The following is a 15,323-nucleotide window of genomic DNA, read 5'->3' on the forward strand; positions in this document are numbered from 1 at the left end:
GGCTTTCATCGGAACAATTAGCGACAGTTCCTTACAAACGGAAGAGAGCAAAGAGAGTACTCAGGTTTTTCATAAAAGCGTTACGCTGTGTATATTGAAATACGAGAAGAGGAAACCCCCAACCGGCTAAACGATGCTATGCTCCAACTGAAAACTGCGGGTTTCAAAGCTCTTGACAATCTTCGCAAAAAGGAGCTCTTTCCCCCTCAATGGCAGAACATGGAGGAGCTTGAACAGGTGTCGGACTCTGTTTTATCGCAGTTTCTGGATGAACGCTTCAGGGTATCACAGGAGCTTGGTGGCGGTTTTCTTATCTCAGCGCTGATTGATAAAGCACTGCGCACACGGGATAACGAGCTTATGGATGACCGGAATCTGCCTGTGAGCGAAAAGCTGAAACTGGTAAGGGCTCTGGACCGGCAAAATGCCATGATGCAGCTCTACCCGCGTTATGTTGATTTGCTGATACCCTTCATCCGGGAGATTTCTGAAACAAAAAAACGGGAAGTACGGGTGCTGGAACTGGCAAGTGGAGCCGGGGGACTGACTCTGGCGCTCGCCGAAGCCGTGCGGCAAAAAAAACTGCATGCATCGGTTACCGGGTCAGACATTGTTCCGGCATATATCGAGGCAGGTAACACACGTGCTGCAGAGCTTGGTGTTCCGGCAAGCTTCCGCTATCTCGACGCCTTTGATTTGACGTCGGCGGGCAAAGGAGCGTTTGATCTTGTCGTAATCTCGCAAAGCCTGCACCATTTCACTCCGGGCCAGCTTGCGGTCATGATAGCCCTTGCTTCAGAAAATGCTGCAACAGCGTTCGTCGGCATTGATGGATACAGAAGTCTGCTTCTTGCCTGCGGAGTACCTTTTGTTGCCGCCATGCAGGGAATAGCGTCTTTCACCCTTGACGGACTGACATCCGCAAGAAAATTCTATACAGAACTGGAACTGGATATGATTGCAGAGATCGCTTCCGGCAAAAAGGTTCAACGGGTGAGCTGTTCATGGCCATTAAGCGTCATGACCGTCCGGTTCTGACAAACACTTTTTAACGAATCTTTTTCACTATCCTTAATCTAAACAGGAGACCGAACCAATGAATTTTGTGAAATTTTTAGGAGGTGCCGCTATTGCACTTGCAGCCATTCAGCTTGTTCCTTACGGACGTGATCACACAAATCCGCCGGTAACCGGTGAGCCTAAATGGGACTCCCCGAGAACTCAGGAGCTTTTCAATCGCGCCTGCAAAGACTGCCATTCCAATAATACCGTATGGCCATGGTACAGCTCGGTTGCTCCCGCTTCCTGGTTAACCCAGCTCGATGTCTCCATGGGACGCGAGGCATTCAATGTATCCGAATGGGGCCGACCTGAAGAAAATGAGGGTGAAAAAGCTGCCGAAGAAGTAAGGGAAGGTAAAATGCCCATGGTTATCTACCTGCCTGCTCATCCGGAAGCCAAGCTGAATGCACAGGAGAAGGAGGAGCTGGTCAAAGGACTCGTGGCAACATTCGGAGATGAGAAGAACGAGAAAAAGGATGCGAAGGGAGCAGCCAAACCGAAGGATAAGGATAACGACAAGGATTAAACACGGTGCCGGAACTTTTTCAAGCGTGTTAAACGGTTAAATCATCGCGATGAAACTACAAATACCGACACCCATAAGTGGTAACCGCATCCTGGGAGGAGCTCTTCTCCTTGGTACACTTCTCAGCAGTTCAGCGGCTTACGGAACAGAGAAGGGTGAAGCATCACCCCTCTCAACCGGAGCTCTGAAAATCTCCTATGAGGAGTTCACGCTGCCCGGAAATGAAAAGATGGGTATGACCGCGCTTGGGATAAGCCATGATTTCACAAAAAATTTCCATGCCGGCGTAGGCTCATGGATGGCGGTAAAAGGCGAACGGGGGGGGTTTATCACCCTCGGTATTGATGGCGGACTCTCCCTCCCGCTCACCGAGAGAATCGGAGTTGACACCGGCCTCTTTATCGGCGGAGGCGGAGGCCGCGGCGGCTACACGCTCAGTGGCGGCGGGCTTATGCTTCGCTCGCATGCGGCTCTGACCTATGATCTTGGATCATGGGGCAGGTTAGGAGCAGGGGTAAGTCATGTGGACTTTCCTGATGGCGGCACGATTACCTCAACCCAGCCTTTTGTCTCCTATACCCTTCCCTTTTATTCCTTTGTTGAAAAAAGCCGGAACAATACCGGCAATCGTACACTGAAGAGCGATCAGTACCTGCAATTATCGCCAAAAAGACATGCTCTGGCTGTGATGAAGCGTGATCTGCATGTTGCCAGCACAACCCTGACCGATACTGGTTCTCCTCAGGGAAACCTCTCACTCGTCGGTATTGAGTGGCGTACCTATCTTGATGATAACTGGTTTGCCCGGCTGGAAACCGAGGGCGCAGCAGGAGGCAACAGCGCCGGATACATGCAGATTCTGGCTGGCGGAGGTTACAGAGTACCGCTTGGCGCAAATCTCTATGCAAGTTCCGACCTCTCCCTCGGCGGCGGAGGTGGAGGAGGGATCGATTCGGGTGGCGGGCTTCTGTTTAATGCCTCTGCGGACATGCAATATTTTCTTACCCGTAGTCTCTTTGCGGATATTTCGGCGGGATACCTGAAGTCCAATACCGGCACCTTTGAAGCCAAAACCCTGGCCTTCAAGATCGGATACCAGACAGGAAACAGGAGCAGGCAAAAAACAGATGCTGCTGATAACCACATTTTTGTGCCTGCATGCATGCAAATCCGCGCAGTCAGTCAGACCTATTTCAAGGCTGCCGATAACTGGCGCAGCCATCACGCCGATCAGAATGTTGATAACCTTGGTGTTCAGATTGATTACTTCCTCGACCGCGGCTGGTATCTTACAGGCCAGGGCCTTGCGGCATACGGCGGCGGAGCCGGGGCCTATATGACCGGCCTTGTCGGTACGGGAGCCCGAAAAACGGTTGCAGGAAATCTCTTCCTGAATGCCGAAGGGTTGGCCGGAGCTGCGGGCGGTGGTGGTCTGGCGATCGGTTCAGGGCTGGTTTGGCAGGGAAACCTCGGTGTTGGCTATGATATCAGCCCCGCGCTGTCGGCGATGATGAGTGCAGGCCGGATGCAGGCCATGAACGGAGCGTTCAAGGCCAATGTGATCGGACTTTCACTGGGCTACAATTTTAAAAGTTATATGAGTGAAACAGATTGATTCGGGGCTGTGCTACCAATATTTCGCCCCTCCGGGGCTTAAAAAACTAATCGCTCACGACAATTGATCGTGGTGCCTATATGAATAAGTGCGGCCTTGCCAATGTTTCAGACATTTTCAGATGAATCCCCAAAAAGCCGGTGCAGGCTACTACCAGAACTACCCTCTTCATCTCCTTCTGTTTCTCCTGACGGTGCTTACCACACTTTGGGCAGGGGCATTCTGGAGCGGCCATCCGGTTACCTTCAAGAGCACCGTTCCTTTCCTTGACAATCTCTCTTCCGGAACGCAATACTCACTCTCCCTGCTTCTTTTTTTAAGTGTGCATGAGTTCGGCCATTTTATCGCAGCTCAGCGTCATCGGGTTATGGCCACACTCCCCTACTACATTCCCCTTCCTCCCCTGCCGTTTATGCTCAGCCTCGGAACCATGGGCGCAGTCATAAAAATCAGGGAGCGAATGCCGGGAACAAAAGCCCTCTTCGATATCGGAATAACCGGCCCGTTAAGCGGTTTTATTGTCTGTTTCGGACTTCTGCTCTACGGTTTTCTGACTCTTCCTCCGGCTGATTTCATCTATACCATTCACCCCGAGCTCAAGAAATCCCTAACCGTGCACGCCCCGGACCCGCAGGGGAGCCTCACGCTTGGCAAAAACCTGCTCTGGATTCTGCTTGAAAAAACGATAGCCCCGAAAGAGCTCCCTCCCATGACCGAGATGTATCACTATCCCTATCTCTTCACCGGATGGCTCGGCTCGCTTGTAACCGCGCTCAACCTTCTTCCCGTCGGTCAGCTTGATGGCGGTCACGTCATCTACGCAATGTTCGGAAGAAAAGGTCATGCAACGGCAGCAAGGGGATTCCTCATTTTTATCACCATTCTCGGCTTTCCCTCGCTGCTTGAGCTACTGCTCTCCCTGCTTAAACCCGAAGCTGTCTCTCTCATACCGGAGCTGCTTCGCCACTGGTCCTGGTCGGGCTGGATCCTCTGGGCCATTATTCTGTCACGGCTCATCGGAATGAATCACCCGCCAACAGAACACGATGAGCCTCTTTCATTTTCACGAAACGTGATCGGCTGGGTTGCAATTGCCATCTTTCTTTTGACCTTTACCCCGGTACCGTTCGGTATCAACTGAAACACAAGAAGCACTATGTCATGAAGAGCGGAGAAGATGCATCAACAGCATTTCAGATCAACTGCAGGGGAAGATTGCTGGACCTCTCCTCCGGCCCCAAAATCATGGGTATCCTGAATACCACGCCTGACTCCTTTTTTGACGGCGGATCATTACACAAAAAAAGCGGAGGCATTGATCTTGACCGGGCAGTGGATCACACGCTTGAGATGATCCGAGAGGGCGCTTCAATTATCGATATCGGCGGTGAATCTTCACGCCCCGGAGCCGAAAAGATTTCCGCCAGGGAGGAGATCAAGCGAACCATTCCGCTTATCGAGCTTTTGCAGAGAAAAACCGATGTGCTGATCTCTATTGACACCTACAAGGCCGAGGTTGCCGGAAAAGCGCTTCAGGCCGGTGCTCATATGATCAATGATATTTCCGGTTTCACCTTTGATACCGCTCTTCCGGCGGTTTGCCGCCACTACAGCGCTGCGGTAATTCTGATGCACACTCCCATGAAACCCCAATCCATGCTCTGGAGCACCGATACCGGTTCCGAAAAGGGCGATATCCTTGCAAGGGTAAGCTGCTTTCTGGAGCAGTCAATTGCTGTTGCTGAAAGCAATTCGATTCATGACATTATCATCGATCCCGGATTCGGATTCGGAAAAAGTGTGGAGGAGAACTTCCGCCTGCTTGACAGCCTCAGCTCACTCAAAAGACTCAGGCGGCCTATCCTTGCCGGACTCTCAAGAAAATCATTTCTCGGCTATGCCGTCACCCCGAACGGAGAAGAGATACTCCCCCCCTCCGAAAGACTGACAGCCACGATAACGGCAGATACCATCGCGCTTATCAACGGGGCGAGCATCCTCAGGGTTCATGATGTTGAAGAAGCCGCCCAAAGCCTTCGTGTGCTGGACGCGATGAAGAGATTTTGAATTCGACGAAAAGAGAATTTCTTCAAACTCCAGAGGAGCGCGATATTGGTAGTCACCCATTTCATCCCGAACTGAAAGGAGGAATCTCACTCACGACAATCAGCTCCCTCACCCGACTTCGTCGCGATTCGGGATGACAAAAAAAAGAGAGCGCATTGATATGCTTCATTGTCCCATCTGTCCTATTGGTCCTATTGGTCCTATTGCCGCGGAATCCTTCGAATTCACTGGTATACCGTTTTTTTTCTTACTTTTGTTATCTGTGCCTGAATCGAGATTGCCAAACCCTCACTGTTCAGATGTACCTTTCCAAAATTGAACTCTTCGGCTTCAAAAGCTTTGCTCACAAGGTCAGAATAAGCTTTGACAAGGGACTTACAGCAATTGTCGGCCCCAATGGATGCGGCAAGACCAATGTTGTTGATGCAATGCGCTGGGTTCTCGGCGAGCAGAAATCATCCCTTCTCCGATCCGCAAAAATGGAGAACATTATTTTCAACGGATCGAAAAACCTCAAGCCGCTCAGTCTCACCGAAGTTTCGATCACTGTTGAGAACACAAAAAATGTGCTCCCGATCGAGTATACCGAAGTGACCGTCACCCGCCGTATTTACCGGAGCGGAGAGAGTGAGTTCCTGTTAAACCAGGTCCCCTGCCGCCTCAAGGATATTCTCGATCTTTTTACCGATACCGGCATGGGCAGCGATGCCTATTCGGTTATCGAGCTGAAGATGATTGAAGAGATCATCAGCAATAAAAGCGAGGAGCGGCTCAAGCTTTTTGAAGAGGCCGCCGGTATTACCCGTTACAAACAGCGCAGAAAACAGACATTCAAACTGCTTGAAAGCGCATCTCGTGACCTGTCAAGGGTGGATGATGTGCTGGCTGAAGTTGAAAAAAAGGTACGGAGCCTGAAACTCCAGGTAAGGAAAGCAGAGAAACTGCGGGAGCTGAAAAAGGAGATCCGCGAGCTTGATCTGGCACTCTCATGGCTTTCCATGGAGGAGTTACGCGAAAAGCTTGAGCCCATGCGGCAAAGAATCAGGGAGGAGGAGCTGCGGAATCACGAGTGTGCAGCAAAAATCGCCACAGAGGACAGCGTTACCCAGGAGCGTGAACTGGGTCTGCTTCAGGAAGAGACTACGCTCTCTGAAACACAAAAATCACTCAACGAGCTGAATCAGCAGATTCACCTGCTTGAAAAACAGCTCCTCCAGCATGAAGAGCATCAAAAAAATCTGGTATCGATCATAGCACGATCAGCGGTAATCATCGCTGAAAAAGAGCAGAATATCAGTGAACAGGAACGGCTCAAAAACGAGCTGCTGCAGCAGAGAGTCCCCTGTGAAGAGAGCTGTTCCGAACTCTACGATGCATTTACAAGCCTGGCTGATGAACACGACCGGCTTGACGGGACACTGCGCCGGGAGAGGGATGAACTTTCGAGAGAACGAAGAAGAAGTGCAGAACAGCAGAGTGCCGACAATCAGCTTGCCCTGACGAAACGAAGTCTCGAATCAAAAAAAGAGCATCTGCGCACCTCGGTTGAGCGGCTTGAAACAAAAAAAGTGACCATTCTGCAAAAACTGGCAGAAGCGGCCGAAAGTGACCACCGGCTTTCAGAAGAGATTAACCGCAAACAGAACGAACTTGGCGAAGCAAAAACACGGGAGAGCCGGCTTCTGGAGCACCGCGAGAGCATAAATGCACGGATCGAAGAAAAAAGAGAGGCCCTTCTGCTCCGCCGGGACGGACGCGACAAACTGCATAACCGTATTCTGCTTGCCAATTCCGTGCTGGATAACTTTGAAGGGATGCCTGAAGGGCTCGCTTTCCTTGAAAAGCAGAAAAACGGTAAAGCCGGCCTTGGTTGCATCTCCGATCTTCTCTCTCTTGACGACCGTTACCGCAAAGCAGTCAATGCAGCGCTGGGAGAAAGCATAAACTACTATGTCTGCCGCTCGCTCAGTGAGGCCAGGGAGGGAATTGCAAACCTTGCAAAATCGGACAAGGGTAAAGTTCATTTTCTGGTCCTTGATCTTGTTGGCGGATCGGCCGCCGGTGAGTACAAAGCACTCAGCGGCGCAGAAAAAACGCTCGACGTTATCGACTGTCCGGCGGAGCTGCAAGCCGCCCTCTGCCTTGCACTGGGCAAAAGCTACATCACCGAGAGCCTCCAGGAGGCCGAAACCCTTGCACTGCAGTATCCTGACTGCTCATTTGTCACGCTTGAGGGGGAAAAATTCAGCGGCAGCGGGGTCCTCTTCGGCGGAAGCTCAAAAAACAGCGAAGGGTTGCGATTAGGTAAAAAATCGGAACGTGAACGACTGCAAAAAGAGGTTACCGCAATTGAGAAAACCATTCAGAAGGAGGAGGAGAGTCTCCGGATTCTGCGCGAGGAACTCGGCTCAATAAAAACGGCGGAACAGCGCCGCGACATTGAGCGGCTTGAGTCAGAGCTCGGTGCTCTTGAAAAAAGTGCTGCACGGCTGGATGCTGAAAAAAACGGAATGAAACAGGAGTCAGAGCTGACCGGGCGTGAAATCGAGTCACTTATCCAGCAGAAAAACAGTTGCGACACTGAACTGCAAAAGCTGCTGCCATCAATCACCGATAGTGAAGCGAAAGGGCGGCTTATCAGAGATACTATCCGGAAACTGCAGGAGAGCCTTACTTCGTTTGAAAACCGCTACCATGAACTTGGCAGGGAGGTCCAGACCCGCCAGAGCCGGTATAAGGATGGGCTGCTCGAACTTGAAAAGCTCAAGCTGAACATAGCCGCTGCCGACCAGAGACTTACGACGCTGCATGACGAGATCAGCAAGATGAGGGCCGAAAAGGAGAGTTCAGAAAAAGAGATAAGCCTGGGCAGTGGTGCTTCCGATCAACTGAGCAAACAGCTCGACTCGCTTCGCATTCTCGCTGCCGGAGAACAGAAAAAACTTAACGAGCTTGAATCGGCATACAGGGAACGCCAGGCACAGCATCATGAGACCCTTGGCCAGCTGAGGGATCTTCGCCGGAAACATGATGTAGGCATGCAGCTCCTCTCGGCACTTTTACAGGAGCGCTCACAGCTCGATCAATCACTTGACCACCTCTTCACTGCCGTGCAGCTGAAACATGATTGTGATCTGGCCCTCATGAGTCCACCTGCCGTTGACAACGCTTTTGACCGTAAAAAAGCGGCAGAAAAACTTGAACAGCTGCTGAGACAACGGGAACAGTTCGGAGCCGTCAATGAGCTTGCGCTTGAAGAGTATGAAACAGAGAAAGAGCGGTTTGACTTCCTGACAGAGCAGAAGGAGGATCTGCTCAGCGCTGAAACACAGCTTCGCACAACCATCGATGAGATCAACAAGACCGCCCTTGAGAAATTCGAAGCAACCTGGAGGGAAGTGCGGAAAAACTTTATCACGATTTTTCATGAGCTCTTTGATCCCGAAGATGAAGTGGATCTGATCATTCATGCCGGTGAAGACCCTCTTGAAGCTCATATCGAAATTGTGGCCAAACCGAGAGGCAAAAAACCGCTCTCAATCGAGCAGCTCAGCGGAGGAGAGAAAGCCTTGACCGCCCTTTCGCTCCTTTTTGCCATCTACCTGGTAAAACCGAGTCCGTTCTGCATTCTTGACGAAGTGGATGCTCCGCTGGATGATGCAAATGTCGGAAGGTTCATTAAACTCCTGAAAAAATTTGAGAATAACACCCAATTTATTATTGTTACGCACAACAAAAAAACCATGGCTTCATGCCAGGCTCTTTACGGGGTCACCATGGAAGAGGAAGGGGTATCAAAACTGATTCCCGTCCGGCTGGAAAATATCAGAAACTGAAGAAGCCAAGGGAAAAGGAGATGCTCAAGAAACTGGTGTTATTTGACATTGACGGAACGCTGCTATCGGTAGGCAGGATCAACCGGAGTGTGCTTGGTGATGCGCTTAAAGAGGTATACGGCACTGAAGGAAGTACCGGTACACATAACTTTGCAGGCAAGATGGACAGTGTCATTATGTATGAAGTGCTGCAGAGTGCCGGACTGAGCGAAGATGATATTACAGGGAAGTTTGAGCTGGCAAAGGCAACCTATATCGAGATGTTCAGGGATCTGGCCAAACCTGAAGATGTCACCCTGATGGAGGGTGTCCGGGAACTGCTCGATGAGCTTTCGGTCCGATCAGAACTGATGCTCGGTCTTCTGACAGGAAATTTTGAGGAATCGGGACGCCACAAACTGCGCCTCCCCTATATAGACCACTATTTTCCGTTCGGAGCATTTGCCGATGACGCAAAGAGCCGTAACGCCCTGCCTCCGGTCGCTGTTGAAAAAGCATACCGGATTACAGGACGGAGGTTTTCAGATGATGATGTCATCATTATCGGCGATACGGAACATGACATTGCCTGCGCCAGAGCGCACAATGCGAAGTCAATTGCCGTAGCCACCGGAACCTATTCAGCAGGTGAACTGAAAAAACACAAACCGGATGTGGTACTGGAAAACTTATGCCAGACCGATCTTGTTATCAGTGAGATACTCCGAACAAAAATCAACTAATTGCTCTTTTATGAAGACCTACCGTCGACAAATCCGTGAAAAGATTTTACAGGCACTCTATACCATAGAAATCAGAGAGACCGATATAGACTCTGCTGCCGGATGGCTTTTAACGCAGGAGATCCTTGATGATGCCAACGCCATGAAATTTTTCAATCTGCTCCTGAAAAGCATCAAGGAGAACCGCGAGGAGATTGACCGCTATATCGCCAAGCATACTTTTAACTGGGATATGAGCCGTATTGCTATCATCGACAAGAACATTCTCCGCATGGCTCTTGCTGAAATCCTCTACTGCGAGGATATTCCCCCCAAGGTTTCGATCAATGAAGCGATCGAAATCGCAAAAAAATTCACCAGCACCGACAAGAGCAGCAAGTTTGTCAACGGGATTCTTGACGCAATTTTCAATGAACTGAAAGCTGAAGGAAAAGTCCATAAAAACGGCCGCGGACTTATTGACCACTCAACTGCTAAAGTTCAGAAACCGGAGATTGAGGGGTGACGGGAAAGAAGAAGGGGGACGTTCATGATTTACTGCACTTATGAAAGATTTTGTTTTTGAGAGTTGGCGCGTATGACCCCGAAAGAAAAAATCGTCCTGCTGAAAGAGGTGCTTGGAAGCAGATACCCGAACCCGAAAAGCGAGCTCAACTTTGAGAACCCGTTTCAGTTGCTGATAGCAACCATTCTTGCCGCCCAGTCAACCGACCGGCAGGTCAACGTCATTACCCGTGAACTGTTCAGGGTAGCTCCGGATGCCAAATCGCTGAGCCGCATGGAGCTTGACGGGGTCAAAAACCTCGTACGCTCCATCAACTATTACAACAACAAGGCAAAAAACATCCTTGAAGTCAGCAGGATTCTGGTCAACGAATACGAAGGCAGAGTTCCTGATAGAAGAGCTGCGCTTGAAAGCCTTCCCGGAGTAGGAAGAAAAACAGCCAATGTTGTGCTGAGTAATGCATTTCATCAGGCAGTCATGCCGGTCGATACCCATGTTCACCGCGTTTCAAACAGGATCGGACTGGTAAAGACCGGGAAAGTGGAGGAGACCGAAACTGAACTGATGAAAATCATCCCCGAAGCCTGGGTTATTGACTTTCATCACTATCTGCTGCTGCACGGACGCTACACCTGCAAGGCAAAAAAACCCGAATGCCCAAGCTGCCCGCTCTCCTTTGTTTGCGATTATGCCCGGTTGCAGAGCTAAATGATTTTGAATTGAAAATTCTTGATTCTGAATTGAAAAATCGAGGAAAGGACCAAAACGACTACAGGGACTGCAAGGACGAATAGCAGGGCAAACACACAGGTTTGCCCCTACAGTTCAATCCAAAATCCGGAATTCAAAATCAAGAATCTCTTCAGTGCAGCTCTATCTTCCGGTCAACAGCGTAAACCCACTCGCCTTCCGGGCGCTGCCGATTGCCTGCCCAGAGTTCAAGCGTTACACCTTTTGCCGGAAAGACCGGTGAGGTAAAGATCTCAACCTGATAGAAAAGTTCATCAAGCAGATCATCCCATACCTTGTCAAGATCCACCCCTTTCACCTTATAGTCTCCTCCCGGCTTGAGTGAGGTTGCATCCGGCTGAAAGTAGTCGCTGATATAAATATAACTGTCCGGCATCAGAAAACCACCGCTGAATGTGCCCCGTGGTCGTTTCTGGCCCGGAACTTCCACCCAGAACTCAAGCAGGGTATCGCCGGTCAGCTTGCCGTCACCGGAAAGCTTTTCGAAGAGCTGCTGAACGGTGTTCCGGATGAGCGCCTTGTTTTCACCGGAGAGCTCATGCATGGTAAAGTCAGGAGTGTGGTCACGCATTGTGGGAATCGGTAAAATGTTTCGGGAATAGCGAATTTATGTGTTCTTCCATCGCGGGTGGAGCTCACGAAAACAAAGAGTTCTCCCTTTTTATAGTATTAGCATACAGTAATATACAGCTCTTTAACGGCAGCATCAACCCTTCGTCTGCAAGAGAATTTCATCGCCATTGAAAACCGCAGGTCTCAAACCGCGAACTGAATTTGCGATATAGACCATATCAGCATCCCTCAGATCCTTGAGCGTGAGTACTTTTTCACCGGAACATGGTCGGGTAGTGAGAAAGTAGCTGCGAAAAATACCGTTCAAAATCCCTGATTGAATCGGAGGAGTAAAGAACTGCTTTCCTTTTCGGATAAAAATAGTGCTGATTGCTCCTTCAGTGACCTCTTTTCGCTCATTAAGAAAGAGTACTTCATCAAAGCCCTTTTTCCGGGCAAGAGCAAAATAGCCGTCATAGAGCTCTCTTTCCGTGGTTTTATGGTAGCGCAGAGGCTCTGAGGAGTCTGCGGGGTGTGCGGCAAGAGCGAGACGTACCGGCCCCGCCAGAGTATGCTGTGCAACCGGCTCATGAACGGCGCTGAACACTCCTTCGGCGCATAGATTGAGCCGTACCTTGAAGCGGTTGCCGGATAGGGATAACTCCGCTTCAAGCCTGCCGAGCAATGTACGTGCCGATCTCCGGTCAAAAAGAAACCCGAGCGCACTTGCCGATGCTTCCATTCGATCAAGGTGCTCATCAAGCCAGAGATAGCGTCCGGCCCATAACAGGCTTTCAAACAGCAGCATATCCCTGTTCATGGAGGCCTGAAGAATTTTCGCCTTTAGCCTGCACTCGCGGTACTCCTCTTCCGGATCGGAATCCCAGACAATTCCGCTGCCGGAACCATATACGCCTTCTGTTCCGGAAAGTTCAAGCGTACGGATCGCCACATTAAAAAGCATATCCCGCTCCGGAGTGATATAACCGATCGTTCCGGTGTAGACTCCCCTTGGATCCGGCTCAAGGGATTGGATCACTTTCATCGCCTTGATTTTGGGCGCTCCGGTTATTGATCCTGAAGGGTAGAGTGCCCTGAAAAGCTCATACAACCCGACATCCTCTCGCTCTTCACCACGAATAGTTGAAACCATCTGATGAAGGGTCGGCCATGTTTCGGTCACAAAGAGTCCACCGGTCTCAACCGAACCCGGCCGGCATATCCGTCCGAGATCGTTGCGCAGGAGATCAACAATCATGAGATTCTCCGCCCTGTTTTTCGGACAAAGTGCAAGCCGCTCTCTGAGGGTTTTGTCCTCCTCCCCGGAGCTGCCCCTCGGAGCGGTACCCTTCATCGGCATGGTTTCAATAACCGGGCCGCTCCGCCTGAAAAACAGCTCGGGTGAAAAAGAGAGAGTGATGCGCTCCCGATAATTGAGCCATGCGGTATATGATGAGGGCTGCAAGGATCGCAAACGGGAAAAAAGCAGCGGAACCTCCCCATCGAAAGAGAATCGATAACGTCCGGTAAAGTTCACCTGATAGAGATTTCCTGCGGCTATCTCCTCCCGGATATTGCGGATTGTGGTGGTATACTGCTCCCCTGAAAGATTGAAGGTGAGATCAGAAAGGGCGGCAGCCTCACCCGGCCCGGCAGATTCAGAAAAGAGCTGCGCTACCTGTTCGGCAGATAGACGACAGGGCTCCCGGTAGACACCGAACCAGGCCAATGGGGATGGGGGGAGGTTTGCTTCCCGGTCGGGAAAAATTGCCGGTTCAAACCCGTACCCAGCCTCATAACTCATCAAGCCTGCGACAAAAAAACCTTCATCAAGTTTTTTTTCGAGCCTTCTGAAAAAGGGTTTGATATCCGAAAGTGAGTTGAGTTCTACAATCTCCAGCGGATCGTAAAAAAGCCGCGCCCCGCCCTCATCTCCATTACAGAAAGCGGATTCCAGCCAGATCGAACCATCCCTTGACAACAGAGCGGCAAGTTGCTCGAGAGTGGCAATCCCTTTGCCGTCAGAGCACAGCAATAGTGATTTTTTTTTGTAAAACATTTTCCAGCCATGGTTTGAGCTGGTCGGCGGCCCAGATTTCAATTTCGGGCTCAACACGGGTTTTCAGGTAGAGCGTAATCCCCTTGCCCTTCTCTTCTGCTTCAATCGACTCTACATTCTGGCGATGCCCCCGCTCAAGTCCATTGGCAAGACGGAGAATACCTGAAAGCACATCAACGGCACGCTTGTGTTTCGGCTTGAGCATACTGTAAGCCATGTTCTTTTCGGAAGGAGGGGATTTGCGATGGAAACGGGCAACATGGCCGATAATCTCGATTTCCGAAGGGGAAAACCCGCGCAACTCCCCGTTCATGATGATATACTGGCTGTGCTTGTGATGCGAAGAGATGGAGATAAAGGTCCCGATATTATGAAGCAGCGATGCGTACTCCAGAAGTTCACGGTATGGCGCCTCAAGCTGGTGCTGAGCGGCAAGCGTATCAAACAGTTGCAAAGAGAGTCCTGCCACCTGCTCGGCATGCCCCTGGTTCCAGTCACATCGGAAGCCGAGTTCATAAACGCTCTCCCTTCTGATATCCTGTCCCGGAATCATACCCTCATGAATTTCGCTCTCCAGGCGATGCCTGAGATAGTGCAGAACCATCCCCTCACGAAGAGCATAATCGGATATGACAATCTCTTCAATATTGAACAGTCTGAAAATCATATCAACAAGAATCAGACCCGGCACAATCAGATCAACCCTCTTTTCATCAAGGCCGGTCATTTTTCGCCTTTTGACGGCGTTGAGCGGCAGCACTCTGTGGTAGAGTCCAAGAAACTCCTCCCTGGTAAAGGCGCTGTTGTTCAGTGATACTTCGCTCTCAAGACCGTTCACCGAGCGGATCATGCGGGCAATATTCTGGGCTGTTCCCGAGGATGCAATGGCTCTGGATACATTCAGTTCAGCCGCTCTGTTGACGGCAGAGACCATCTCTGCTGCAAAAAACTGTTCAAGCAGTTTGATATCGCCGGAATCAATCGGGTCTGAGAGAACAAACCGCTCACGCATTCTGGCAACGCCTATTTTACGGCTCTCAAGCAGCCGTACACCCTGCTGATCAGCAATGACAAATTCAACGGAACCGCCACCAATATCAAAGAGAAGATCCGGAGTTTCACCAATCTTCACGGCGTTACGTACCCCGTAATAGATAAATTCAGCCTCTTCCCTGCCGGAGATGACTTTAACCTTTATACCCGTTTCCTCCCTGATACGCCGGAGAAAATCACCCTGATTTTTAGCTTCCCGAATGGCACTGGTAGCAAAGGCAATAACGTTCTCGGATGCAACGCCATGATGAGTGGCCAGTACAAGAAACTTCCTGAGAGTAGCAATACCCGAAAGCATAGCCTCTTCATCGAGCATTTTCGTTGAGATACTGCCTTTTCCAATACAGAGCATATCCTTGACCCGGTCAATCTCAACAATTCCCTTCCCCTTGCTCTCTTCAACAATAATCATGTGGAAAGAGTTGGTGCCGAGATCAATAGCGGCTACCCTGATTTTTTCATTCGTCATACCGTTGGCCTTGTCACGATTTATTGAAGCGCTAACAAAATACAAGAATTAGAGCAATTTCGGAGTTGAAGAGTGGGAAAGTGGACACGGTTGACGAAGAAATGGTG

General features: G+C 50.4%; 12 protein-coding genes. 9 read left to right on the plus strand and 3 right to left on the minus strand.

The features are described from left to right. Positions 1-138 precede the first annotated feature (138 nt). From G9409_RS01455 to nth, 9 genes are all read left to right on the plus strand, one after another. The gene (locus G9409_RS01455) at positions 139-1,038 is read left to right on the plus strand and encodes a class I SAM-dependent methyltransferase (RefSeq protein ID WP_166807107.1); all 900 of its coding nucleotides are present in this window, start codon (positions 139-141) and stop codon (positions 1,036-1,038) included. Between the two features lie 58 nt (positions 1,039-1,096). Beyond that, positions 1,097-1,588, plus strand: coding sequence for a heme-binding domain-containing protein (locus tag G9409_RS01460; protein WP_166807108.1), 492 nt, complete (start codon positions 1,097-1,099; stop codon positions 1,586-1,588). A gap of 49 nt (positions 1,589-1,637) precedes the next feature. After that, positions 1,638-3,203: a hypothetical protein gene (locus G9409_RS01465; protein WP_166807109.1), complete on the plus strand. Its 1,566-nt coding sequence runs from the start codon at positions 1,638-1,640 to the stop codon at positions 3,201-3,203. Between the two features lie 121 nt (positions 3,204-3,324). Beyond that, complete coding sequence (locus G9409_RS01470) at positions 3,325-4,344, plus strand: site-2 protease family protein (RefSeq protein WP_166807110.1); 1,020 nt, start codon at positions 3,325-3,327, stop codon at positions 4,342-4,344. Positions 4,345-4,364: 20 nt separating this feature from the next. Continuing rightward, the gene (folP, locus tag G9409_RS01475; protein ID WP_166807111.1) at positions 4,365-5,270 is read left to right on the plus strand and encodes a dihydropteroate synthase; all 906 of its coding nucleotides are present in this window, start codon (positions 4,365-4,367) and stop codon (positions 5,268-5,270) included. A gap of 299 nt (positions 5,271-5,569) precedes the next feature. Next, positions 5,570-9,106: a chromosome segregation protein SMC gene (gene smc / locus G9409_RS01480; RefSeq protein ID WP_166807112.1), complete on the plus strand. Its 3,537-nt coding sequence runs from the start codon at positions 5,570-5,572 to the stop codon at positions 9,104-9,106. Positions 9,107-9,126: 20 nt separating this feature from the next. Beyond that, complete coding sequence (locus tag G9409_RS01485) at positions 9,127-9,828, plus strand: HAD family hydrolase (RefSeq protein ID WP_166807113.1); 702 nt, start codon at positions 9,127-9,129, stop codon at positions 9,826-9,828. 10 nt (positions 9,829-9,838) lie between these two features. Then, the gene (gene nusB / locus G9409_RS01490; protein WP_166807114.1) at positions 9,839-10,333 is read left to right on the plus strand and encodes a transcription antitermination factor NusB; all 495 of its coding nucleotides are present in this window, start codon (positions 9,839-9,841) and stop codon (positions 10,331-10,333) included. Positions 10,334-10,405: 72 nt separating this feature from the next. Then, complete coding sequence (nth, locus tag G9409_RS01495) at positions 10,406-11,041, plus strand: endonuclease III (protein ID WP_166807115.1); 636 nt, start codon at positions 10,406-10,408, stop codon at positions 11,039-11,041. A 154-nt stretch (positions 11,042-11,195) separates the two neighbouring features. Here nth and G9409_RS01500 read toward each other — a convergent pair whose 3' ends face one another. From G9409_RS01500 to G9409_RS01510, 3 genes are all read right to left on the minus strand, one after another. Next, on the minus strand, positions 11,196-11,654 hold the full coding sequence (locus tag G9409_RS01500) for a hypothetical protein (protein ID WP_166807116.1): 459 nt from the start codon (positions 11,652-11,654) through the stop codon (positions 11,196-11,198). Positions 11,655-11,789: 135 nt separating this feature from the next. Further along, the gene (gene pabB, locus G9409_RS01505; protein WP_166807117.1) at positions 11,790-13,694 is read right to left on the minus strand and encodes an aminodeoxychorismate synthase component I; all 1,905 of its coding nucleotides are present in this window, start codon (positions 13,692-13,694) and stop codon (positions 11,790-11,792) included. Beyond that, complete coding sequence (locus G9409_RS01510) at positions 13,657-15,216, minus strand: Ppx/GppA phosphatase family protein (RefSeq protein WP_166807118.1); 1,560 nt, start codon at positions 15,214-15,216, stop codon at positions 13,657-13,659. Before G9409_RS01510 ends, pabB begins: the two co-directional genes overlap by 38 nt. Between the last annotated feature and the right edge of the window lie 107 nt (positions 15,217-15,323).

This window comes from Candidatus Chlorobium masyuteum, assembly GCF_011601315.1.
Lineage (GTDB): Bacteria > Bacteroidota > Chlorobiia > Chlorobiales > Chlorobiaceae > Chlorobium > Chlorobium masyuteum.

Bases quoted from the DNA above. Each gene is read 5' to 3' on its own strand.
- nth (WP_166807115.1), top strand. From the start codon at position 10,406: ATGACCCCGAAAGAAAAAATCGTCCTGCTGAAAGAGGTGCTTGGAAGC.
- G9409_RS01485 (WP_166807113.1), top strand. From the start codon at position 9,127: ATGCTCAAGAAACTGGTGTTATTTGACATTGACGGAACGCTGCTATCG.
- G9409_RS01470 (WP_166807110.1), top strand. From the start codon at position 3,325: ATGAATCCCCAAAAAGCCGGTGCAGGCTACTACCAGAACTACCCTCTT.
- G9409_RS01460 (WP_166807108.1), top strand. From the start codon at position 1,097: ATGAATTTTGTGAAATTTTTAGGAGGTGCCGCTATTGCACTTGCAGCC.
- G9409_RS01510 (WP_166807118.1), bottom strand. From the start codon at position 15,216: ATGACGAATGAAAAAATCAGGGTAGCCGCTATTGATCTCGGCACCAAC.
- G9409_RS01465 (WP_166807109.1), top strand. From the start codon at position 1,638: ATGAAACTACAAATACCGACACCCATAAGTGGTAACCGCATCCTGGGA.
- folP (WP_166807111.1), top strand. From the start codon at position 4,365: ATGAAGAGCGGAGAAGATGCATCAACAGCATTTCAGATCAACTGCAGG.
- G9409_RS01500 (WP_166807116.1), bottom strand. From the start codon at position 11,654: ATGCGTGACCACACTCCTGACTTTACCATGCATGAGCTCTCCGGTGAA.
- nusB (WP_166807114.1), top strand. From the start codon at position 9,839: ATGAAGACCTACCGTCGACAAATCCGTGAAAAGATTTTACAGGCACTC.
- smc (WP_166807112.1), top strand. From the start codon at position 5,570: ATGTACCTTTCCAAAATTGAACTCTTCGGCTTCAAAAGCTTTGCTCAC.
- G9409_RS01455 (WP_166807107.1), top strand. From the start codon at position 139: ATGCTCCAACTGAAAACTGCGGGTTTCAAAGCTCTTGACAATCTTCGC.
- pabB (WP_166807117.1), bottom strand. From the start codon at position 13,694: ATGTTTTACAAAAAAAAATCACTATTGCTGTGCTCTGACGGCAAAGGG.